The organism is Rhodobacteraceae bacterium LMO-JJ12 (genome assembly GCA_021555075.1).
Classification (GTDB): Bacteria; Pseudomonadota; Alphaproteobacteria; order Rhodobacterales; family Rhodobacteraceae; genus JAKGBX01.
Window position 1 is genome coordinate 1,550,452 of sequence record JAKGBX010000001.1, and the last position, 20,000, is coordinate 1,570,451.

The following is a 20,000-nucleotide window of genomic DNA, read 5'->3' on the forward strand; positions in this document are numbered from 1 at the left end:
TCGCGTCGTCAGTCGATCTTCGGCCCGGACTTGGTGCGGGTGATGATCCTTGGGAAGCGGCAGGGGCATGGTGTTTCTCATGGAGCCTGCGAGGGTGATGATACGCCTGTGTTGAGGGCCGAGCAAGAGATTTGAATAGGCGGATTTGGCGGAGAATTGCCCGGAATCATGGCGCTTGCGGCGCCCATTGCCGACAGGCGATTTGGTGAGGGGGGTGTGTTTGCTTGGGGAGAGTGGTTTGGCGGGATTAAGTGGGCATTATAGCTGAGCGATGATCCCGCCCTTCATAGCACTATCGTCGCGCCTATATTCTGGACGAGGGCCGTCAAACACGTCGCCGCCATCGTCGACGCCGTTCGCTCGGTCCAACCGGAATAGTTGCCAGTTGACGTGTTCGCCTGACGCACTTGCTCCGCTAGTCTGGTATGCACGGATCAATATGTCGCCGCTAGAACTGTAACCGACCGCATGCGGTTCGACGTTCCGTACGCCGGGGTGATAGTCAATGATGAGGGTTTTGCGCCCCTCAATGGCGCTTTTGACAAGTTCCAACATTGTATACTCCATCGCTGTGTGCGACGGGTCATTGACTTGCCATGATTCTGAATCGTAGGATTCAGTCATTGGGAGGCTATCCGCAGCGACCCGTCTATGGGTTGCAGATACCACAATATCAGCGCCGCCTTGGCCTAGGCACCCTAGGAGGCGCATCCATTTTTAGTACGTCACGACGATCATGGAATCTTGAACGCGATTGAGTCAAGCGCAGGATTGCATTCAACGACACAGATCGTTGCATACTCCCACACTATGTAGTGTTTTTCCGGTACCGCGCCCCTATTCTTATGTTCAGGTTAACACGGGTTTGTCAAATATACAATCGCCCAGTTTTTTGACATCACTCAAATACCTAGTTAGCAAGTCATTAGCTTTATTGGGTAAGGTTCCGAAAGGTATAGTAAGCTCTTCCTCACTCATACATCCAACTCCTCCACAAACCGCGCGTTTTCCTGAATATACTGGAACCGCAATTCCGGCTTCTTGCCCATCAGGCGCTCGACCAGATCTGAGGTTTCGCCGGGTTCGTCTTCGTCGATGGTGACGCGGATGAGCCTGCGGGTTTTGGGGTCCATCGTGGTCTCCTTGAGATCCTTGGCGTCCATTTCGCCGAGGCCCTTGAACCGCTGCACGTCGATCTTGCCTTTGCCGCCCAGACCCTTTTCGAACACGGCGTCTTTTTCGGCGTCGTTGGCGACATAGACGCGGCGCGCGCCTTGGGTCAGGCGATAGAGCGGTGGGCAGGCGAGGTAGAGGTGGCCGTTGTCGATCAGCGGGCGCATCTGGGTGAAGAAGAATGTCATCAGCAGGGCCGCGATATGGGCGCCGTCGACGTCGGCGTCGGTCATGATGATGATCTTCTCATAGCGCAGATCTTCGAGGTTGAATTTGCTGCCCATGCCACAGCCAAGGCTCTCGCAGAGGTCGGAGATTTCGGCGTTGGAGCCGAGTTTGGACGAGGCGGCGCCAAGGACGTTGAGGATCTTGCCTTTGAGCGGCAAAAGGGCCTGGGTCTTGCGATCACGCGCGCCTTTGCCCGAACCGCCGGCGGAGTCGCCCTCGACGATGAACAATTCGGTTCCGACGCGGTCGTTTGACGAGCAATCGGTGAGCTTGCCGGGCAGGCGGAGTTTCTTGGTGGCGGTCTTGCGCTGGGTCTCTTTTTCCTGGCGGCGGCGCAGGCGTTCTTCGGCGCGCAGCACGAGGAAATCGAGGATCGCGCCGGCGGATTTGGTGTTGGAGGCCAGCCAGTTGTCGAAATGGTCGCGCACGGCGTTTTCAACCAGGCGATGGGCCTCGACGGTGGCGAGACGGTCTTTGGTCTGGCCGACGAATTCCGGCTCGCGGATGAAACACGAGACCAGCGCGCAACCGCCCGAGGTGAGGTCATCGCGAGTGATCTGGGCGGCCTTGCGGTTGTTGGCAAGCTCGCCATAGGCCTTGATGCCTTTGAGGATCGCGGCCCAGAACCCGGCGACATGGGTGCCGCCTTCGGGGGTGGGGACCGTGTTGCAATAACTTTGCAGGTAGCCGTCGCGCGACGGGGTCCAGTTGATCGCCCATTCGACCTTGCCGGGGGTGTTGAAACGCTCCTTGAAATCGACGAGGCCCGAGAAGGGGGTTTCGGCGTAGGTGGTGGCGGTGCCCATGGTCTCTTTGAGGTAGTCGGTGAGGCCGCCGGGGAAGTGGAACGTGGCCTCAAGCGGGGTTTCGCCGTCGTCTATGGCGGATTTCCAGCGGATTTCGACGCCAGAAAAGAGGTAGGCCTTGGAACGGGCCATCTTGAACAGGCGCGCGGGTTTGAATTTGAGCGAGCCGAAGATTTTCGGGTCAGGGTGGAAGGTGACGGAGGTGCCGCGCCGGTTGGGGGCGGCGCCGATCTTGGCCAGTGGAGCCTGGGGCGCGCCACAGGAAAACTCCATCGCGTAGAGTTCCTTGTTGCGCGCGACTTCGACGCGGACATGATCGGAGAGCGCGTTGACCACCGAGGAGCCGACGCCGTGTAGGCCGCCCGAGGTTTCATAGCTGTCGCCAGAGAATTTGCCGCCCGCGTTGAGGGTGCAGAAGATGATTTCGAGGGCAGTTTTGCTCGGGTCTTTGGGGTGGGGGCCGACGGGGATGCCGCGACCGTTGTCGCGCACGGTGACGTGGCCGTTTTCGTGCAGTTCAATCTCGATCCGGTTGGCGTGACCGGCGACGGCTTCGTCCATCGAGTTGTCGACGATTTCGGCAACCATGTGATGATAGGCGCGATCATCGGTGCCGCCGATATACATGCCAGGGCGCAGCCGGACATGTTCCATATCTTCGAGCACCTCGATCGAGGATGCATCATAGTCGCCGTTATCGGCGGTGGAGAGGAGATCGTCGGCCATGTGCTGCTGCTCTTATTGGTCTTGGTTGGCGGGCATTATGGCAGAGTGGACGGGATGGGGGAAGATGCTGTGGGTGGGGTAAGGGTGCATCAAGGCCGCCTCGGGGCGGATTAAATGGCACAGCGCAACAGCCCGGTGGTTTGGAAGTCACCTATGCGCAAGATCATCGTGCGTTCAAAGCTTCCGCAGGTATGCCCAGGAGACATAGCCTTTGAGGCCACGTGCGCGCTCGAGCGAGACCTTGCACCAGCGGGTGCCACCGGTCTGCTGGCAGCTGTGAACGCGTAAGACGGTTCCATTTGGAAGGCCAACAATCACGCTATAGCCGATTCCCGGCCCGCCGCGCATTTTCAGCATGTCGTCGCTCTCGACGCCGGTAACTTCGTAGCGCCCGAGCGAGGCGGCTGTGGCCGGTTCGGCGCCAAGGGTGACACACATCATACCTGATGCCAGCGCTGCGATGATGGCTTTGCGCATCGTTTTCTCCTGTTTTCTGCCTCGACTGCCTTTGTAGTCTGTCAGAGTCGCCAAAGGAACAGCCCGATTTGCATGAAACACAATAACGTGGAAACCGCATGGGATTGTCGGCGTGTTTGGCTTAAAGCGTTTCCACTTAAACCTGAGGCAGGGTTAAGTGGAAACGCCGCGCAACACATCAATGTTGTGGGCATCTCAAAGCAAACTCGTGATTCAAGTTTATCTCGAAACGCTTTAGGGGCTGTCGATCCAGTCAAGGAGGGCGGTTGCCACGGCGTCGGGTTTTTGATGGCAAATCCAATGATCAGCCTGCGGGACGGTGACGCGGGTGAGGTTGGGCACGTAAGTCTCTAGCCCCTCGGTGGTTTCAGGCAGGAGGGCGGTATCATCCTGCCCCCAGATCAAGAGGTGCGGTTGAGGCACGGTAAGGCGGGCGGGCGAAAAGCTGCGCAGGTCGTTGATTGGCACGCCGGGGGCGGCGACCCTGAGCGGGGAGGCGCGATACCAGTTGAGCATACCGGTAAGCCGGCCGGGGCGCGCCCATTCGCGTTTGTAGGCGCGCAGTTTGTCAGGGGTCATCCAGGTGAGGTCCATCTTGGCCGAGAAGAGGGCCATGAAGCGGGCGAAATCATCGGCGGCGAGGCGGGCTTCCGCATCTGGCGTGCGCAGGAATTCGATATATTGCGACGCCTCGGATTGCGCACCGCCCTTGGCCAGTTCGCGTTGAAACGGGGCAGGGTGGACACCGTTGACGATGATCAAGCGCTCGACCAGATCGGTTTGGGAAATAGCCAGCGCATAGGCCACCGCCGCGCCCCAGTCGTGGCCGAGCAGGGTGAGCGGACCAGTATCGAGGTTGGTGATCAGATCGACCATGTCGCCTACCAGCCTTGAGGCAGTGTATTCGCCGGGGTCGGCGGGGGCGAAGCTTTGACCATAGCCGCGCTGATCCGGGGCGATGCAGTGAAAGCGATGGCTGAGGCGGGTCGCCAGTTCGTCCCAGGCGGCGGAGTATTCGGGGAAACCGTGCAGCATCAAGAGAGCTGGCAAAGTGGGGTCGCCCCAGGTGAGGTAATGAAACGGTTGACCGGAGAGGTGGATGTGATGGCTCTGCATGGTGAGAAGCGTAGAGTGGCAAGGGGAGATGCGACAAGGAGAACGTGGCGTTGGTTTGGTCGTGGGGCGGGAGGTTAGCGAGAGCTGCGCCGATGGGTGCAGCGGTTCACATCGGGGCGGGTGCAAGGCGGCGAATGTTGGCCAATCGGCGTAATGTTTGATGCGGATCAATGCCGGGAGGGCAGTAGACTGTTATACTGTGAACAACATCAAACGTTAGGAGACGCCAATGACCGACGCACAGGCTGCGCCACGCCGAAATTCCGCCCACAAACCTGTTGAAGAGACCACGCCCGAAAACGCGGAGACGGCGGTGCCCGATACCGTCGCGGCGCAGACGAATAATGCGTCGAGTGCCGAGGAGGTGCGACGCGCGTTTGAAACCGGCGAATACCCTTATGAGACCAAGCTGGGGCGGCGCAGCTATGAGGCGCAGAAGGCGAAGCTTCAGGCCGAGCTGTTGAAGGTGCAGCTTTGGTCGCAGGAGACCGGGCAGAAATTTGTGATGCTGTTCGAGGGGCGCGACGCGGCGGGCAAGGGCGGCACGATCAAGCGGTTTACCGAGCATCTCAATCCGCGTTCGGCGCGTGTTGTGGCGCTGAACAAGCCGACGGACGAGGAGCGTGGGCAGTGGTATTACCAGCGCTATATCGATCATCTGCCGACGACGGGTGAGATCGTGCTCTATGACCGCTCGTGGTATAACCGCGCCGGAGTCGAGCGGGTGATGGGGTTCTGCGAGCCGCAGGAATATCTGGAATTCATGCGCCAGACGCCGGATTTGGAGCGGATGCTGGTGCGGTCGGGGATACGGCTTTACAAATACTGGTTCTCGGTCACGCAGGACGAGCAGAAGCGTCGGTTTGAGAGCCGCGCCGGAGATCCTCTGAAGCAATGGAAGCTAAGCCCGATCGACAAGGCGTCTTTGGATAAGTGGGACGAATATACCGAGGCCAAGGAGGCGATGTTTTTCTATACCGACACGGCGGATGCGCCCTGGACCGTTGTGAAGTCGAACGACAAGAAACGTGCGCGGCTGGCGTGCATGCGCCATTTCCTGTCGAGCATTGATTATCCGGGCAAGGATGAACGCATTGTCGGGCATCCCGACCCTCTGTTGGTGTCGAGCGCCAACCATGTGATCCACCGCTCGGACCACATTCTGGGCACGGCGCTGCATCCGGATCAGCGGCGCGGGTGAATTAGGAACAATTCTAGTCGGCAAGGCCGCGCGCGAGGGATTGCGCGCGGCTTTGTTTTGGCACGACGGGTTTAGCTTGATGGCGCGAGGCGGATCCGCATGATGGTGTTGGTGGCGCTCTGATGGATCAGCAGGCCCGTGCCGTCGCGGGTGACGCGCATGTGTCGGACGATGCCCGCGTGGATGTCGCCCGAAGGGATCGGCCAGCTCTGGAAAGTTTCGTTTGTCGGGTCAAAGCGCACCATCATGTCGGGGCGCATACCGGATTCGTTATACCAGACCGCGCCATCGAACCAGGCAATCGCGTAGGGGTGCGAGGAGGGGCCGCTGGGGCTTGGCCATTCGCGCAAGTCCCCGGTGACCGGGTCGTAATGTCCGAGCCGACCGCGGCCGGAATTGACATACCAGATGGTGCCGTCCGGGGCGATATCGAGTCTGCGGATGTGGCTGTCGGGATGGGGTATTTCGTGTTCGGAGACGGCGAGGCTCTCAGGGTCGAGGCTATAGAGCCGGTTGGCGCCATTGGCGCTGACCCAGATGGTGCCGTCTGCCGCGCGCTTGATGCCGTAGGGGCGCGAGCCGCGCACCGGCATGCGCACCAGGTCGATCGCGCCGCTGGCCGGATCGATCCGCCCGACCATGTTGCCGCGCTGAACTGTGAAATAAACCCGCCCGTCGGGGGCGACGATGGCGGAATGCGGATCGCCTGCCGCTGGGTCGGGCATGTCGTAGACGGTGATTTCGCCTGTCGCAGGATCAAGACGGCCCATGGTTGCGTTGCCGTTGCCAGTATACCAGATCATGCCGTCTTCGGCGGCGGTGACGGTATGGGCGCGCGCACCGGTGGGCAGCGCGAATTCCTGCATTTCGCCCGTGCCCGGATCAAGGCGGGTCAGCACGTCTGCCCATTGCCCTGTCCACCAGATCGCACCGTCGGGGGCTTGGACCGGATCGCGTGCGCGCTGGCCACGGGTGGGGCCGGACCAGGTTTCGATATCGAGACGCAGCGGCCCTTCTGCCATGATGGGCGCACGTCGGTCATTCGGCGGGAAATGTTCTGCGAGGTAGGCGGCGATCGTATCGATTTCGGGAGTGTCGTCGAGCTCGACCATGGTCAGGGCCAGCGCCTTCCAGCCCGCGAGGTCATAGCCAAGCGCGCGGTTGATATTGCGGGTGCTGTGGCAACTGGTGCAGTGGGCCTCGACGAGGTCGCGCCCGTCGCCCTGGGGCAGGCTCTGGGCGGCGGCATGAACGGGAACGGTGGCGAGAAATGCGCCGATGATGCGGGTGAAGATGTGCATTGTCTAGACCTCCCTCTGGCCAGACAACGGAGCCTGGCGGCGGCGGGGATGTTAGCATCTTGGGCGAGTCGACATAACCCCGACTACAAGCGGAAAGCCGCTGTTGCAGGGCCAGTGCAGAACCAAAGCGCAGGTTAGCAAACGCGCGGCTTGCAGCTTTGGCATTGCTGCGCCGCGGGGGGATACAGGCGTTTTTCTGAGAGGGCGGAACGCGCGGTGCCGAGCTTAGTCAAACCCCACGAACCGCGCGGCGTTTCCGACCGGGCGGCGGCGTGATTTTACCGAGTTGGCGGCAAAGTTTTCATCGGGCCAGCCGAGGGCGACGCAGGTCAGGATCACTTGATCGTCGGGGATGCCCGCGTGTTCGCGCACCACGGGCGATTGCATGATGCCCTGGCCGTTGATGACGGCACCGAGGCCGCGGCTCCATGCGGCCAGCACAAGGCCATAGGTCAGCGCGCCGAGATCGAAATGCGCGATCGTGCCATTGTCTTCCAGTGAGCGGTCGAAACACACGACCACCGAGACCGGCGCGTCGAACTGGCGAAAACCGCGCATCACCCAGTCCTGGCGCTTTTCCTTGTCGTTGCGCTCGATCCCCATGGCCTCGAACAGTTGCACCGCGATCTCGATCTGGCGTTCGCGATGCACGCCATCGTAGGCACCGTGATCGTTGATTTCACGCTGGGGCGGGTAACCAGAGAGCATGAGGGTGGAATTACCTTCGCGGATTCTTTCCAGCGGTTCGCCGGTGACGATGTGCAGATGCCAAGGCTGGGTGTTCATCGAGGACGGCGCGCGATTGGCCAGCGCGATGATCTCTTCGAGGAGTTCGCGGGGCACGGGATCGGCGGTAAAGCCGCGAATGCTGCGCCGTCCGCGCATGGCTTGGTCGAGTTTCACGTCAAGGCTCCTTTTTGTCGCAGGCACGGGAGGTGCAGGGTTGGATGGGGTGGTGCGATGCGTCAACCGGCAACGCGACGTCAGAATGCGATGTGGTGTGGCCGGGAAGCGGTTTTGGGGGTGGTACGTGGGCAAGGCCGCGCGTGTGGGGCGAGCGCGGCCCATCGCCGCCGTTGCAACGACATGCAGCTAACGGGCCGTATCGGTCATTGGCCGAGGAATCACCCGGCCGCATTGCAGCTTTGGCATTGCTGCGATTGCTGGTCCTGCGTAGTTTGATCAGTGATCAGACAGATTGGGACAACATATGGAATCTCATACGAAATTCACTGGTATCGGGCGCTTGGTTTTCTGCTTAGCTTTCGGTGTAAGGCGGGCGGCACAGTGATGACCTTCTGCTTCTCAGACCCCGGCTTGTTGGGGGCGATCATTGACGGTGGCGGAATCGTCAATGATAGCCAGTATCGCTTTCGCGATCTGCGGGTGTTGGCGCGATGATTTTTGTCCCGTCATTGGAGCGCCTCGCCTCTGTGGAGGATGATGATTTTACAGAGTTGCTGGCGATAAGGCGGGAATGGTCAGAGATATTCGCAGAGGATTTTGTTCATTTCGACACCTTGTATGCGCTCATCATCGAGGCTGGCCAAACGCTTTTGGGCGTGGAGCAATCGTGCGCGCGCCCACATGTATTCACGCAAAAAGCGGCTGAGGTTTTTCTCTACACCGCCTCGGACACTGACTATTTGCGCGCCATCGGCTCGAAGTCGGCGATCGAGGCAAGGCTTGCGCGGCATAACGAGACGATCTTGTCGCTGATCGCTCAGATGACTGCGGCGGCAAAGGGGCGAGAAGGGCTTGCCCGGCCTGTCGATGCACTCATTTCGCTCTATTTTCATCATACCGCGGCAAGTGATGTTGCCGAGGGCCTTCGCGCCGATGTGGCGCGCGTCATTCCCGATGCTTTGATGGCCTTTCCCGAGCAATCATTCTCGTTTGCAATCTACCTTTTGGCGCAGGGTGCTGATGCTGCCAAATACATCGGGCGGATCATGACGTTCCATGTGGTGGAGCGCGGGGACGCTACGCATGACATCTGTCAGGAGGTTGGCGAAGGCATGATGGGTCTGACAATGAGACGCGAAAGACTCTGTGAATTGGGCGCGGCGATCATGGGGCCTGTCGCGCGTGCGACACGAGACAAGCGGCCGGAAATTTGCGACGATCTTGTGGCCGCGTTTGTGCTGAGCCCATTGCAGTGCAATCCACGCAGCCGCGAGGCTCAGATTGCACGCCTTGAAGCCGATCTTTCGTTTTTGCGCGTCCGGCTCAGTAGCTTTGAAAAACAGCACAAGGCGCCTGTGCCCGTCACGGCACAAGATACCCCGCTGGTGCTCGATATCTCGCAGGCGGAGAGAGAGTTGAAGCGCGTTAAGGATGACTTTGAAGCATGGATGGACGAACGTTGGAATATTGCTGTGCACCAGATCGCGACCCAGCCATACAAACGCGCCACGCTTGAGGCGATCCAGACCGGTCTGTCCCCGTATCAAAGCGCGGAGTTGGAACAACTTCTCTCTGATGCCACGCGTGCGAATCTCTGAACTATTCTGGAACGCGGTTCGGGGCGGCGTGCACTGTTGTCGTGGCTTGGGGTTATCAAAGCGGTGCGAGAGCAGGGCTGAGTCGGTTCGAAATGCCGGAAAAACAGACGTAAAACAGGCACACACCATGCATGTTTATAACGCAATGACAGAGATTGCGCGTGTTTATGCCTGCCCAGGTAGCTAAAAGCCCTTGTTTTCATGGCTTTGTATGCGGTTGTATACTGGGAAAGCTGCGACAATTTCAACTAACTGAATATGTCCTTGCGTCGGTTGACCCTGCCATGGGGCGCTAGTAAACCCTGAGGCAAGATTTCGCTGCTATTTAGCGCGCCGGAGACTGCGCAGGAAGGAGCCTCAATCCATGGAAGAGATGCTCAGGGAATATCTTCCCATTCTCATCTTTCTCGTCATTGCTGTCGCGCTGGGTATGGTTTTCCTTCTGGCCGCGTTCATTCTGGCAGTGCGCAACCCCGATCCCGAGAAGGTAAGTGCGTATGAATGCGGTTTCAACGCCTTCGACGATGCACGGATGAAATTTGACGTGCGGTTCTATCTCGTGTCGATCCTGTTCATCATCTTTGACCTTGAAATCGCGATGCTTTTCCCTTGGGCCGTGGCGTTCAAGGATGTCAGCATGGTGGGTTTCTGGTCGATGATGGTGTTTTTGGCGGTGCTGACCATCGGGTTTGCCTATGAATGGAAGAAAGGGGCGCTGGAATGGTCATGACCGGAGCCAATACGGCGGGTGTGGATCAAGAAGTTGCCACGCAGGCGCTGAATGCGGAACTGCAGGACAAGGGCTTTCTGCTGACCACCACCGAGGACATCATCAATTGGGGGCGCACAGGCTCCTTGCACTGGATGACGTTCGGGCTGGCCTGTTGCGCCGTTGAGATGATGCATGCCTCGATGCCGCGCTATGATCTGGAACGCTTTGGCGTTGCGCCGCGCGCAAGCCCGCGCCAGTCGGACGTGATGATCGTGGCCGGGACGCTGACCAACAAGATGGCGCCGGCGCTGCGCAAGGTTTATGACCAGATGCCCGAGCCGCGCTATGTGATCAGCATGGGGTCCTGCGCCAATGGCGGTGGCTACTATCATTACAGCTATTCGGTGGTGCGCGGCTGTGACCGCGTGGTGCCTGTGGATATCTATGTGCCGGGCTGCCCGCCGACCGCTGAGGCGCTGGTTTACGGTGTGATGCAGTTGGCGCGGAAGATCCGCCGGACCGGAACGATCGCGCGCTAAGGCGCGGGCAACAAGACTGCGCCAATCAAGCGCGGGAAGGGGCAAGACGATGAGTGAGGCACTCAAGGAACTGGGCGCGTATATCGAAGGCAAGCGCCCCGACAGCGTTCTGGGCTGGGATGTGACCCATGGCGAGCTGAACGTCGATGTGGCGCCGTCAGGCATTGTGGCGCTGATCGACTTTCTCAAGACCGATGGCACCTGCCGGTTTTCGACGCTGGTGGATATCACCGCAGTGGATTATCCGGCGCGGCCCAAACGGTTTGACGTGGTTTATCACTTCCTCAGCATGTATCAGAACCACCGCATTCGCCTGCGCATGGGCGTGCGCGAGGATGAGTTGGTGCCGTCGATCACCGAGGTGCACCCCTCCGCCAACTGGTTTGAGCGCGAAATTTTCGACATGTTCGGCCTTTTGTTCTCGGGTCATCCGGACCTGCGGCGGCTGCTGACGGATTATGGCTTTCAGGGGCATCCGCTGCGCAAGGACTTCCCGACGACGGGCTATGTCGAGGTGCGCTATGACGAGAGCCAGAAACGGGTGGTCTATGAGCCTGTGACCCTGGTGCAGGAGTATCGGCAGTTTGATTTCATGTCTCCCTGGGAGGGTGCGCAATACATCCTGCCGGGTGATGAGAAGAGCGAAGGGGCGAAGAAATGATGGATGGCTCCAAAGGTTTCGACGACGCCTTGACGGGCGAGCAGAAGATCCGCAATTTCAACATTAACTTTGGCCCGCAACACCCTGCTGCGCATGGGGTTTTGCGCCTTGTGCTGGAGCTGGACGGGGAGATCGTGGAACGGTGTGATCCGCATATCGGCCTGCTGCATCGTGGCACCGAGAAGTTGATGGAGAGCCGGACATATCTGCAATGTCTGCCGTATTTCGACCGGCTGGATTATGTCGGCACGATGAACCAGGAACATGCCTGGTGTCTGGTGATCGAAAAGCTGTGCGGCGTGGAAGTGCCGCGCCGGGGCAGCCTGATCCGGGTGCTTTACTCGGAAATCGGACGCATTCTCAACCACTTGCTGAACGTGACGACGCAGGCGCTGGACGTTGGCGCTCTGACGCCGCCGGTCTGGGGCTTTGAGGAACGCGAAAAGCTGATGATCTTTTACGAGCGGGCGTGCGGTGCACGGCTGCACGCGGCCTATTTCCGCCCCGGTGGCGTGCATCAGGATTTGCCGCCTGATCTGATCGACGATATCGAGACCTGGGCCAAGGCATTCCCGAAGTTTCTCGACGACATCGACACGTTGTTGACCGAAAACCGCATCTTCAAGATGCGCAACGTCGATATTGGCGTGGTCGATGAGCAGACGGTTCTGGAATACGGTTTTTCCGGGGTGATGGCGCGTTCGGTTGGTATGGCGTGGGATCTGCGACGCTCGCAACCCTATGAATGCTATGACGAATTCGATTTCGAGATCCCCGTTGGCACGAGTGGCGATTGCTTTGATCGCTATCTGATGCGGATGGCGGAGATGCGTGAATCCATCAAGATCATGCTTCAGGCGATTGAAAAGCTTCGCGCGCCGGAAGGGCAAGGCGATGTGATGGCACGGGGCAAGATCACCCCGCCGAAACGGGGCGATATGAAAACCTCGATGGAAGCTCTGATCCATCACTTCAAACTCTATACCGAAGGCTTCCATGTGCCCGAGGGTGAGGTTTATTGCGCGGTTGAAGCGCCCAAAGGTGAATTCGGAGTCTATCTGGTGGCCGATGGCACCAACCGTCCGTATCGCGCCAAGATCCGCGCGCCGGGGTTTTTGCATTTGCAGGCGATGGATCATATCGCCAAGGGGCATCAGTTGGCTGATGTGGCGGCGATCATCGGGTCGCTTGATGTGGTGTTCGGGGAGATTGATCGCTGATGATCAGCAGTGTCGGCCTTCCGGGTTTTGCCCTTCTGTTTGGGGGCGGTGATCCGATTTCGGGCGCGATACTGCATCTGTTCGGGGCGATGAATTTTGCGGTGATTTTTATGATGGGGGTGGGTTGATGCAGGAAGTGAACTTCACCGCGCCCCCGGATGTTTCGCGCGAGACTGCGTGTGACGGACTTTGTGTGACGTTGGAAACTGGGGACTTTTCATGATGGTTGGAATGCTGCGTAAACCTGTGCTTTTGCTGGTCTGCTTGTCGGCCCTTTCGGGATGTCTCGCGATTCCGCCGAAAGGGGTCACCCCCGAAATGCGCGCCGATTACGTGGCTGCCGTGACTTCGATCGGTTGTGTGATGCGCGACGAGAGCGACTATCAGCCGGTGGAATTGCAAGCCGGGCTGACCCGTGAACAAGCCATCCAGATGACCGAATATCATCTTGTCAACGGCACCGCTGTGAAGCTGCCGGGTGACGAGGGTGTCAAACTCATAATCGGAGCCTGTGCCTGATGCTGCGCCGCCTTCATAGCGAACAACCGACAAGCTTTGCGTTCACGCCTGCCAATCAGGCCTGGGCCGAAGCGCAGATTACCAAATATCCCGAAGGCCGTCAGGCCAGCGCGATCATTCCGCTTTTGTGGCGGGCGCAGGAGCAGGAGGGCTGGCTGACCAGACCGGCGATTGAACATATCGCCGACATGCTGGGAATGGCCTATATCCGGGCGTTGGAAGTGGCGAGCTTCTACTTCATGTTTCAGCTGCAACCGGTTGGATCGGTGGCCAATATCCAGATTTGTGGCACCACGTCCTGCATGATCTGTGGTTCCGAAGACCTGGTCGGGGTTTGTCGTGAAAAGATTGCGGCCAACGCACATGAGCTGTCGGCGGATGGCAAGTTCTCGTGGGAAGAGGTGGAATGCCTCGGGGCATGCGCCAATGCGCCGATGGCGCAGATCGGCAAGGATTATTACGAGAACCTGACCGCTGCGCGTCTGGGCGAGATCATCGACGAGTTGGCGGCTGGCAAAGTGCCGGTGCCGGGGCCGCAGAACGGGCGTTATTCAAGCGAACCATTGGGCGGGCTGACTTCGCTTAAGGAATATGAGAGCGGCAAGACGCAGTATAACGCCAGCGCGCAACTGGCCGTGGATATCGGGGATACGGTCAAGCGGATCGACGGCACCGAAGTGCCGCTTCTGACGCCATGGCTGGACGCGAAAGCGCGTGCCGGTGGGGCGGCCAAGCCGAAATCTGATGAACCTGCCAAGGGCAAGGAAGCATCTGCGAAAGCGGCCAAGGACAAGGCGGCGAAGCCTGCGGCGGGTGAGCCCGCGGACGAAACCGGCGTGGCCAAGCAGGAAGCAAAGGCCACTGCCAAGGGCAAACCGGCAAAGTCTGACACGGCGAAGGCGACTCCGGCGAAAGTTGCGGTTGTGGCGGATGTGGCGGAGGAGCAGCCCGAGGTCTTGAGTGCAGCGCGTGACGGCGGGGCCGACGATCTCAAGCTGATCAGCGGCGTCGGGCCGAAGCTGGAACAGACGCTTAACGAGCTGGGCTTCTGGCATTTCGACCAGATTGCAAAATGGACAGAGGCGCAGATCGCCTGGGTTGATGCGCGACTGCGCTTCAAGGGGCGAATTCTGCGCGACAACTGGATGGCGCAAGCCGAAACGCTGGCCAAGGGGGGCGAGACTGAATTCTCGGCCAAAGCCAAGAAAGGCAAGTCGTAACGTTTATGGGTGCCAAGCCACATAAGATCTGCCGCAACCGGTGGAGGGCGCAATGAGCGCGTGCAACTGGATCTGTTGGGTGATCGGGGTTGGCACGGGTGCGCTTGCCTTTTGGGCGTCGGTTGATGCGGTCACGGTGCTGCCTGCGGTTCTGATCGCTTTGGCGGTGGGGGCGTTTGTGGCGCTGGTTCTGAGCGACTTGGTCTGTGGCAATGCGGCGGATCAGGCCGAAGCGGTGGCGGCGACGGGTGTGCAGGTTGAGGCGGAAGCCGCCGAGAAAACGATGGCGCGCAAGATCGAAACCGCAGAGCTGGTGGCCGAGGCCGAAAAAATGCAGGCGCTCGGTGATGATTACGATGATGGCGGCGGTCTTGTGGATGTGGGCGAAGGCAAGATGCCCGAGATGCTGGACGGACCACAGGGCGGAGAAGCCGACGATTTGAAAGCAATCAAGGGGGTTGGGCCGAAGCTTGAAGCGCTGCTTAACCATCTTGGGGTGTATCACTTTGGGCAGATCGCCGGGTGGAGCGCTGAGGAAATTGCCTGGGTTGATGCCAATCTGGAAGGGTTCAAGGGCCGGGTAAGCCGCGATGATTGGGTGTCGCAGGCGAAGGTTCTGGCGGCAGGCGGGGATACCGAGTTTTCCGCCCGTGTCGGCAAGGGCGGGGTTTACTGAGGGCTGATGAATGGGCAACAGCACAAATCAGAGCCAGACGCGCAAGGGACGGGTTGTCGCCTTGGTGATCGCGTTTACGGCGGCGTTTTGGGTGCTGGGGCTGTTCTTTGGCAGCAAGATCGGGCTGAGCCAGCGATGGCTTGCTCTTATAGATTTATTCGCGTTGGCGGGCTTTGTGCTGGCGATCGTGATGATTTGGCAAATCTGGCGTGCGCGCCAGCGAGACGAAGGATGAGACGGGTATGCTGAAAGACCAGGACCGGATCTTTACCAACCTTTATGGCATGCACGAGCGTACGCTCGCCGGCGCTAAGAAGCGCGGCCATTGGGACGGCACCGCAGGGATCATCCAGAAGGGGCGCGACTGGATCATCAGCGAGATGAAGGCCAGCGGGCTGCGTGGACGCGGCGGTGCGGGGTTTCCCACCGGGCTGAAATGGTCGTTCATGCCCAAGGAAAGCGATGGTCGCCCCAGCTATCTTGTGATCAACGCGGATGAATCCGAGCCGGGCACCTGCAAGGACCGCGAAATCATGCGCCACGATCCGCATACGCTGATCGAGGGGGCGTTGATCGCCAGTTTCGCGATGCAGGCCAATGCCTGTTACATCTATCTGCGCGGCGAATATATCCGCGAGCGCGAAGCGTTGCAGGCGGCGGTTGACGAGGCCTATGACCAAGGGCTTCTGGGGCCGAATGCCGCCGGGTCGGGCTGGGATTTCGATCTTTACCTGCATCATGGCGCGGGCGCGTATATCTGTGGTGAAGAAACCGCGCTTCTGGAAAGCCTTGAAGGCAAGAAGGGAATGCCGCGGATGAAGCCGCCGTTTCCGGCGGGTGCGGGGCTTTATGGCTGCCCGACCACGGTGAACAACGTGGAGAGCATTGCCGTTGTGCCGACGATCCTGCGCCGTGGGGCGGAGTGGTTTTCGAGCTTTGGGCGGCCCAACAATGCGGGCACCAAGATTTTCGCAATCTCGGGTCATGTGAATAACCCCTGCGTGGTGGAAGAAGCCATGTCGATCAGCTTTGAAGAGCTGATTGAGACCCATTGTGGCGGGATCAGAGGCGGCTGGGACAATCTCAAGGCGGTTATTCCCGGTGGGTCTTCGGTGCCATGTGTGCGCGGCGAAGCGATGCGCGGCGCGGTGATGGATTTTGATGCGCTGAAAGAGGTGGGTTCGTCGCTTGGCACGGCGGCTGTGATCGTGATGGATAATTCGACCGATATTATCAAGGCGATCTGGCGGCTGTCGGCGTTTTACAAGCATGAGAGCTGTGGTCAGTGCACGCCTTGCCGCGAAGGCACGGGATGGATGATGCGGATCATGGACCGGCTGGTGCGCGGCGAGGCGGAAATCGAAGAAATCGACATGCTGTTTGACGTCACCAAGCAGGTGGAAGGTCATACGATCTGTGCGTTGGGCGATGCTGCGGCATGGCCGGTGCAGGGGTTGATCAAGAATTTCCGTGAGGAAATCGAGGATCGCATCAAGGCACAAAAATCGGGCCGTATGGGCGCGATGGCGGCGGAGTAAGAGCGGTGAAAGCCAAACAGATCATCCTTTTCGGCCTGGTGGCTGGTATGCTGGCGTCCTGCGGTGTGGCCAACAAGATGCGCACCAAGAAAGGGCTGTTCTTTGAGGGCCATCAGTTTCGGGCGCGCTCGGAAAAGGTGGATGATGTGCGCGAGGAATTCATCGTGACCGTGGCGCGCGCCAGCCAGAGCGTGGAAGGTGCACGCGAGGCCGGGCGCCATGAGGCCAATAGCTATTGCATCACCAATTATGGCCGTTCGGACATGGACTGGGTGGCTGGGCAAGGGCCGGATGACGAAAACATCGCGGCGCGGATCGTGGATGACAAGCTGGTTCTGAGGGGGCGTTGCAAGGGGTGGTGAGACTTCGCGCATATCCCGGCCTGTTTGGGCAAAAACCCGCCGCATCAGCGGGTTGCGGTGCGTGTTATTGCATATCACGCAGGCGCGTATCCATCTCGGGCAGCAAGGGGGGTGCGTTGCGCCCTCTGCCATGCTGCATGAGAGGAGAAAACCCATGCGAATGATCAAAACCCTGACCCTTGGTTTGACACTGGGCCTGAGCCTGAGCGCTGCCGGTGCGACGATGGCGAGCGCCAAGGTGCCGCTGCGCGATGTGAAGGCGGTTGACGACAACATGCTCCTAGTCGCGCTGGCGCTGGAAATCAGCGAGAAATGCGGCGAGATCGACGCGCGCAAGCTCAAGGGGCTGAATTTCCTGTGGTCGCTGAAGAAGCAGGCCAATGCGCTTGGCTATTCCGACGACGAGATCAATGCCTATCGCAAGAGCGAAGCCGAAAAGGCGCGCATCCGGGCGCGGGGCGAAAATTATGTGAAATCCAAGGGGTTCAATCCGAAGGATTCTGGTGATCTGTGCAAGCTCGGCCATGCCGAGATCGCCCGGGGAAGCCAGATCGGGGCCCTGTTGAAAGCAAAGTGAGCTGAGATGAGCGACGCACGCAAGATCATCATTGATGACCATGAGATCGAGGTCGATGGTGCCATGACACTGATCCAGGCCTGTGAAGAGGCCGGGATCGAAGTGCCGCGGTTCTGCTATCATGAGCGGCTGTCGATTGCGGGCAATTGCCGGATGTGTCTTGTCGAAGTGGTCGGCGGGCCGCCCAAGCCGACGGCGTCATGTGCCATGCAGGTGCGCGATCTGCGCCCCGGGCCGGAAGGCCAGCCGCCCGTCGTGAAGACCAATTCGCCGATGGTGAAGAAGGCGCGCGAAGGGGTGATGGAGTTTCTCTTGATCAACCACCCGCTGGATTGCCCGATCTGTGACCAGGGTGGTGAGTGCGATTTGCAGGATCAGGCGATTGCCTATGGCGTCGATTTCAGCCGGTTCCGTGAGCCCAAACGAGCCACCGAGGATCTCGATCTTGGGCCGCTGGTTGAAACCCATATGACGCGCTGCATTTCGTGCACCCGGTGCGTGCGTTTCACCACCGAGGTGGCGGGGATCACCCAGATGGGCCAGACGGGCCGGGGCGAGGATGCCGAGATTACGTCGTATCTGGGCGAGACGCTGGATTCCAACCTTCAGGGCAATATCATTGATCTCTGTCCGGTTGGTGCGCTGGTCAGCAAACCCTATTCGTTTACCGCGCGGCCCTGGGAGTTGAGCAAGACCGAGAGCATTGACGTGATGGATGCGCTGGGGTCGTCGATCCGGGTTGATACCAAGGGGCGCGAAGTGATGCGCATTCTGCCGCGCAACCATGACGGCGTGAACGAGGAATGGATTTCCGACAAGACGCGCTTTGTCTGGGACGGGCTGCGCCGTCAGCGGCTTGATACGCCTTATGTCCGCGAAAATGGCAAGCTGCGCCCCGCGACCTGGGGTGAAGCTTTGGGCAAGGCTGCCGAGGCTCTCAAAGGGGCCAGCAAAGTGGCTGGGCTGGTTGGGGATCTGGTGCCGGTGGAAGCGGCGTTTTCGCTTAAGAACCTGATTGAAGGGCTGGGCGGTTCGGTGGAATGCCGCGTCGATGGTGCGCGTCTGCCTGCTGGTAATCGCTCGGGCTATGTCGGCACGGCGACGATTGAAGACATCGAAGACGCCGAGATGATCCAGTTGATCGGGACCAACCCGCGCGACGAGGCGCCGGTTCTGAATGCGCGTATCCGCAAGGCCTGGAGCAAGGGGGCGCAGGTCGGGTTGGTCGGCGAAGCCGTTGATCTGACGTATAAATACGAACACATGGGCAATGACCGCGCGGCTTTGGAAGCGCTTGGATCGCACGATTTCAAGGCCGTATTGGAGGTGCCGAGCATCGTCATCATCGGTCAGGGCGCTATCCGCGAGGCCGATGGCGAGGCGGTTCTGGCGGCGGCGATGAAGCTGGCCGAAGATACCAAATCGAAGCTCCTGGTGCTGCACACGGCTGCGGGCCGCGTTGGGGCGATGGATGTGGGCGCGGTGACCGACGGCGGTCTGGCGGCGGCCACCGAGGGTGCCGACGTGATCTACAACCTTGGCGCCGATGAGCTTGATATCGAGGCCGGTGCCTTTGTGATCTATCAGGGTAGCCACGGGGATCGTGGTGCGCATCGCGCCGATGTGATCCTGCCGGCGGCGGCCTATACCGAGGAACAGGGATTGTTCGTCAATACAGAAGGGCGCCCGCAACTGGCGTTGCGCGCCGGGTTTGCGCCGGGGGAGGCCAAGGAAAACTGGGCCATTTTGCGCGCGCTTTCCGGTGAGTTGAACGCTGTGCAACCGTGGGATAGTCTTGCACAGTTGCGTGTGAAACTGGTCGAGGCGGTGCCGCATCTGGCAATGGTCGATCAAGTGCCGGAAAACGAATGGCAGGCGATTGCGCCGGGCAAGCTGGGCAAGGGCAACGTGCCCTTCCGCAAGGCGGTGGCTGATTTCTATCTGACCAACCCGATTGCGCGCGCCAGCGAGGTGATGGCCGATCTGAGTGCGCGGGCCAAGGCGCGCAACAGTGAGAAAATGGCGGCAGAGTGACCCACATTGCACGCATAACTCCTCTGGCGCTTGCAGCGCTGGTGATGGGCTGCGATACGGGCCGCGAGCCGGGTGAGGTGACTCGTCTGGCGCCGAGCGATCTGGACTATCGTGGCGTGGAAACCCGGCTTCTGGATGGTGATCTGGTGCAATTCGTTGTGTCCATGGGGGCCAACGCGCAGCCAGAAGACCTGAACGATTATGCCGAATGTGCGGCGGCGCAATATGCGCTGATCCGAGGGTACGGGTTTGCACGGCATGTGCGCACAAGCGTGGCGCAAAAAGGAAATGTGGCGCAGGGGGATGCTGTTTATACCATCTCGCCGTCGCTGCCCCGCGGATTGAAGACCATCGACGCAGAAGTCGTGGCCTCTCATTGCGCGGAAAACGGAATACCGATGGTGTGAGGA

The 20,000-nt window shown here is 59.8% G+C and carries 21 protein-coding genes; 15 read left to right on the forward strand and 6 right to left on the reverse strand.

Features of this window, described 5'->3' with window-relative positions:
* Nucleotides 1-258: 258 nt before the first annotated feature.
* From LZG00_07410 to LZG00_07425, 4 genes are all read right to left on the reverse strand, one after another.
* Nucleotides 259-624 (reverse strand): hypothetical protein, encoded by a 366-nt coding sequence (locus tag LZG00_07410; GenBank protein ID MCF3593824.1) that lies wholly within the window; start codon nucleotides 622-624, stop codon nucleotides 259-261.
* Between the two features lie 350 nt (nucleotides 625-974).
* The gene (gene parE, locus LZG00_07415; protein ID MCF3593825.1) at nucleotides 975-2,933 is read right to left on the reverse strand and encodes a DNA topoisomerase IV subunit B; all 1,959 of its coding nucleotides are present in this window, start codon (nucleotides 2,931-2,933) and stop codon (nucleotides 975-977) included.
* A gap of 174 nt (nucleotides 2,934-3,107) precedes the next feature.
* Entirely contained in the window at nucleotides 3,108-3,410 is a 303-nt protein-coding gene (locus LZG00_07420) for an SH3 domain-containing protein (GenBank protein ID MCF3593826.1), read from the reverse strand.
* A 234-nt stretch (nucleotides 3,411-3,644) separates the two neighbouring features.
* The gene (locus tag LZG00_07425) at nucleotides 3,645-4,526 is read right to left on the reverse strand and encodes an alpha/beta hydrolase (GenBank protein MCF3593827.1); all 882 of its coding nucleotides are present in this window, start codon (nucleotides 4,524-4,526) and stop codon (nucleotides 3,645-3,647) included.
* Between the two features lie 229 nt (nucleotides 4,527-4,755).
* Here LZG00_07425 and ppk2 point away from each other — a divergent pair, with 229 nt between their 5' ends.
* Nucleotides 4,756-5,727: a polyphosphate kinase 2 gene (ppk2, locus tag LZG00_07430; protein ID MCF3593828.1), complete on the forward strand. Its 972-nt coding sequence runs from the start codon at nucleotides 4,756-4,758 to the stop codon at nucleotides 5,725-5,727.
* Nucleotides 5,728-5,798: 71 nt separating this feature from the next.
* On the opposite strand, the gene LZG00_07435 is transcribed toward ppk2, so the two are convergent.
* Together LZG00_07435 and LZG00_07440 are read right to left on the reverse strand one after the other, a co-directional pair.
* Nucleotides 5,799-7,028 (reverse strand): hypothetical protein, encoded by a 1,230-nt coding sequence (locus LZG00_07435; GenBank protein MCF3593829.1) that lies wholly within the window; start codon nucleotides 7,026-7,028, stop codon nucleotides 5,799-5,801.
* A gap of 225 nt (nucleotides 7,029-7,253) precedes the next feature.
* Complete coding sequence (locus tag LZG00_07440) at nucleotides 7,254-7,931, reverse strand: nitroreductase (protein ID MCF3593830.1); 678 nt, start codon at nucleotides 7,929-7,931, stop codon at nucleotides 7,254-7,256.
* 494 nt (nucleotides 7,932-8,425) lie between these two features.
* On the opposite strand from LZG00_07440, the gene LZG00_07445 reads away from it, so the two are divergent.
* The 14 genes from LZG00_07445 (at nucleotide 8,426) to LZG00_07510 (ending at nucleotide 19,997) form a co-directional block, all read left to right on the forward strand.
* Nucleotides 8,426-9,532: a hypothetical protein gene (locus tag LZG00_07445; protein MCF3593831.1), complete on the forward strand. Its 1,107-nt coding sequence runs from the start codon at nucleotides 8,426-8,428 to the stop codon at nucleotides 9,530-9,532.
* 364 nt (nucleotides 9,533-9,896) lie between these two features.
* The gene (locus LZG00_07450; protein ID MCF3593832.1) at nucleotides 9,897-10,262 is read left to right on the forward strand and encodes an NADH-quinone oxidoreductase subunit A; all 366 of its coding nucleotides are present in this window, start codon (nucleotides 9,897-9,899) and stop codon (nucleotides 10,260-10,262) included.
* Nucleotides 10,253-10,783, forward strand: a complete 531-nt coding sequence (locus LZG00_07455) for an NADH-quinone oxidoreductase subunit B (GenBank protein ID MCF3593833.1) — start codon at nucleotides 10,253-10,255, stop codon at nucleotides 10,781-10,783. Before LZG00_07450 ends, LZG00_07455 begins: the two co-directional genes overlap by 10 nt.
* Nucleotides 10,784-10,832: 49 nt before the next feature.
* Complete coding sequence (locus LZG00_07460) at nucleotides 10,833-11,444, forward strand: NADH-quinone oxidoreductase subunit C (GenBank protein ID MCF3593834.1); 612 nt, start codon at nucleotides 10,833-10,835, stop codon at nucleotides 11,442-11,444.
* On the forward strand, nucleotides 11,444-12,664 hold the full coding sequence (locus LZG00_07465; protein MCF3593835.1) for an NADH-quinone oxidoreductase subunit D: 1,221 nt from the start codon (nucleotides 11,444-11,446) through the stop codon (nucleotides 12,662-12,664). The genes LZG00_07460 and LZG00_07465 overlap by 1 nt, the downstream gene beginning before the upstream one ends.
* Nucleotides 12,665-12,883: 219 nt before the next feature.
* Nucleotides 12,884-13,183 carry a hypothetical protein gene (locus LZG00_07470; protein ID MCF3593836.1) on the forward strand — a complete coding sequence of 100 codons (300 nt, stop codon included), beginning with the start codon at nucleotides 12,884-12,886 and terminating at the stop codon, nucleotides 13,181-13,183.
* A complete protein-coding gene (locus LZG00_07475) occupies nucleotides 13,183-14,403 on the forward strand; it encodes an NADH-quinone oxidoreductase subunit E (GenBank protein ID MCF3593837.1) in 1,221 nt (406 codons plus the stop codon). The genes LZG00_07470 and LZG00_07475 overlap by 1 nt, the downstream gene beginning before the upstream one ends.
* A gap of 52 nt (nucleotides 14,404-14,455) precedes the next feature.
* Nucleotides 14,456-15,079, forward strand: a complete 624-nt coding sequence (locus LZG00_07480; protein ID MCF3593838.1) for an NADH:ubiquinone oxidoreductase — start codon at nucleotides 14,456-14,458, stop codon at nucleotides 15,077-15,079.
* A 10-nt stretch (nucleotides 15,080-15,089) separates the two neighbouring features.
* On the forward strand, nucleotides 15,090-15,314 hold the full coding sequence (locus LZG00_07485) for a DUF5337 domain-containing protein (GenBank protein MCF3593839.1): 225 nt from the start codon (nucleotides 15,090-15,092) through the stop codon (nucleotides 15,312-15,314).
* A gap of 7 nt (nucleotides 15,315-15,321) precedes the next feature.
* Entirely contained in the window at nucleotides 15,322-16,617 is a 1,296-nt protein-coding gene (gene nuoF / locus LZG00_07490; protein ID MCF3593840.1) for an NADH-quinone oxidoreductase subunit NuoF, read from the forward strand.
* A 5-nt stretch (nucleotides 16,618-16,622) separates the two neighbouring features.
* A complete protein-coding gene (locus LZG00_07495; GenBank protein MCF3593841.1) occupies nucleotides 16,623-16,979 on the forward strand; it encodes a hypothetical protein in 357 nt (118 codons plus the stop codon).
* A gap of 154 nt (nucleotides 16,980-17,133) precedes the next feature.
* Nucleotides 17,134-17,556: a DUF5333 domain-containing protein gene (locus LZG00_07500; protein ID MCF3593842.1), complete on the forward strand. Its 423-nt coding sequence runs from the start codon at nucleotides 17,134-17,136 to the stop codon at nucleotides 17,554-17,556.
* A 6-nt stretch (nucleotides 17,557-17,562) separates the two neighbouring features.
* Nucleotides 17,563-19,590, forward strand: a complete 2,028-nt coding sequence (gene nuoG / locus LZG00_07505; GenBank protein ID MCF3593843.1) for an NADH-quinone oxidoreductase subunit NuoG — start codon at nucleotides 17,563-17,565, stop codon at nucleotides 19,588-19,590.
* A gap of 44 nt (nucleotides 19,591-19,634) precedes the next feature.
* Nucleotides 19,635-19,997, forward strand: a complete 363-nt coding sequence (locus LZG00_07510; protein ID MCF3593844.1) for a hypothetical protein — start codon at nucleotides 19,635-19,637, stop codon at nucleotides 19,995-19,997.
* The last annotated feature ends 3 nt before the right edge of the window (nucleotides 19,998-20,000 follow it).

What these genes read in the sequence shown, in the direction of transcription:
- LZG00_07475 (MCF3593837.1), top strand. Translation starts at nt 13,183, where the DNA reads ATGCTGCGCCGCCTTCATAGCGAACAACCGACAAGCTTTGCGTTCACG.
- LZG00_07435 (MCF3593829.1), bottom strand. Translation starts at nt 7,028, where the DNA reads ATGCACATCTTCACCCGCATCATCGGCGCATTTCTCGCCACCGTTCCC.
- LZG00_07420 (MCF3593826.1), bottom strand. Translation starts at nt 3,410, where the DNA reads ATGCGCAAAGCCATCATCGCAGCGCTGGCATCAGGTATGATGTGTGTC.
- ppk2 (MCF3593828.1), top strand. Translation starts at nt 4,756, where the DNA reads ATGACCGACGCACAGGCTGCGCCACGCCGAAATTCCGCCCACAAACCT.
- LZG00_07510 (MCF3593844.1), top strand. Translation starts at nt 19,635, where the DNA reads ATGGGCTGCGATACGGGCCGCGAGCCGGGTGAGGTGACTCGTCTGGCG.
- LZG00_07410 (MCF3593824.1), bottom strand. Translation starts at nt 624, where the DNA reads ATGACTGAATCCTACGATTCAGAATCATGGCAAGTCAATGACCCGTCG.
- LZG00_07485 (MCF3593839.1), top strand. Translation starts at nt 15,090, where the DNA reads ATGGGCAACAGCACAAATCAGAGCCAGACGCGCAAGGGACGGGTTGTC.
- LZG00_07460 (MCF3593834.1), top strand. Translation starts at nt 10,833, where the DNA reads ATGAGTGAGGCACTCAAGGAACTGGGCGCGTATATCGAAGGCAAGCGC.
- LZG00_07455 (MCF3593833.1), top strand. Translation starts at nt 10,253, where the DNA reads ATGGTCATGACCGGAGCCAATACGGCGGGTGTGGATCAAGAAGTTGCC.
- LZG00_07480 (MCF3593838.1), top strand. Translation starts at nt 14,456, where the DNA reads ATGAGCGCGTGCAACTGGATCTGTTGGGTGATCGGGGTTGGCACGGGT.
- LZG00_07465 (MCF3593835.1), top strand. Translation starts at nt 11,444, where the DNA reads ATGGATGGCTCCAAAGGTTTCGACGACGCCTTGACGGGCGAGCAGAAG.
- LZG00_07445 (MCF3593831.1), top strand. Translation starts at nt 8,426, where the DNA reads ATGATTTTTGTCCCGTCATTGGAGCGCCTCGCCTCTGTGGAGGATGAT.
- LZG00_07450 (MCF3593832.1), top strand. Translation starts at nt 9,897, where the DNA reads ATGGAAGAGATGCTCAGGGAATATCTTCCCATTCTCATCTTTCTCGTC.
- LZG00_07470 (MCF3593836.1), top strand. Translation starts at nt 12,884, where the DNA reads ATGATGGTTGGAATGCTGCGTAAACCTGTGCTTTTGCTGGTCTGCTTG.
- nuoG (MCF3593843.1), top strand. Translation starts at nt 17,563, where the DNA reads ATGAGCGACGCACGCAAGATCATCATTGATGACCATGAGATCGAGGTC.
- LZG00_07425 (MCF3593827.1), bottom strand. Translation starts at nt 4,526, where the DNA reads ATGCAGAGCCATCACATCCACCTCTCCGGTCAACCGTTTCATTACCTC.
- nuoF (MCF3593840.1), top strand. Translation starts at nt 15,322, where the DNA reads ATGCTGAAAGACCAGGACCGGATCTTTACCAACCTTTATGGCATGCAC.
- LZG00_07500 (MCF3593842.1), top strand. Translation starts at nt 17,134, where the DNA reads ATGCGAATGATCAAAACCCTGACCCTTGGTTTGACACTGGGCCTGAGC.
- parE (MCF3593825.1), bottom strand. Translation starts at nt 2,933, where the DNA reads ATGGCCGACGATCTCCTCTCCACCGCCGATAACGGCGACTATGATGCA.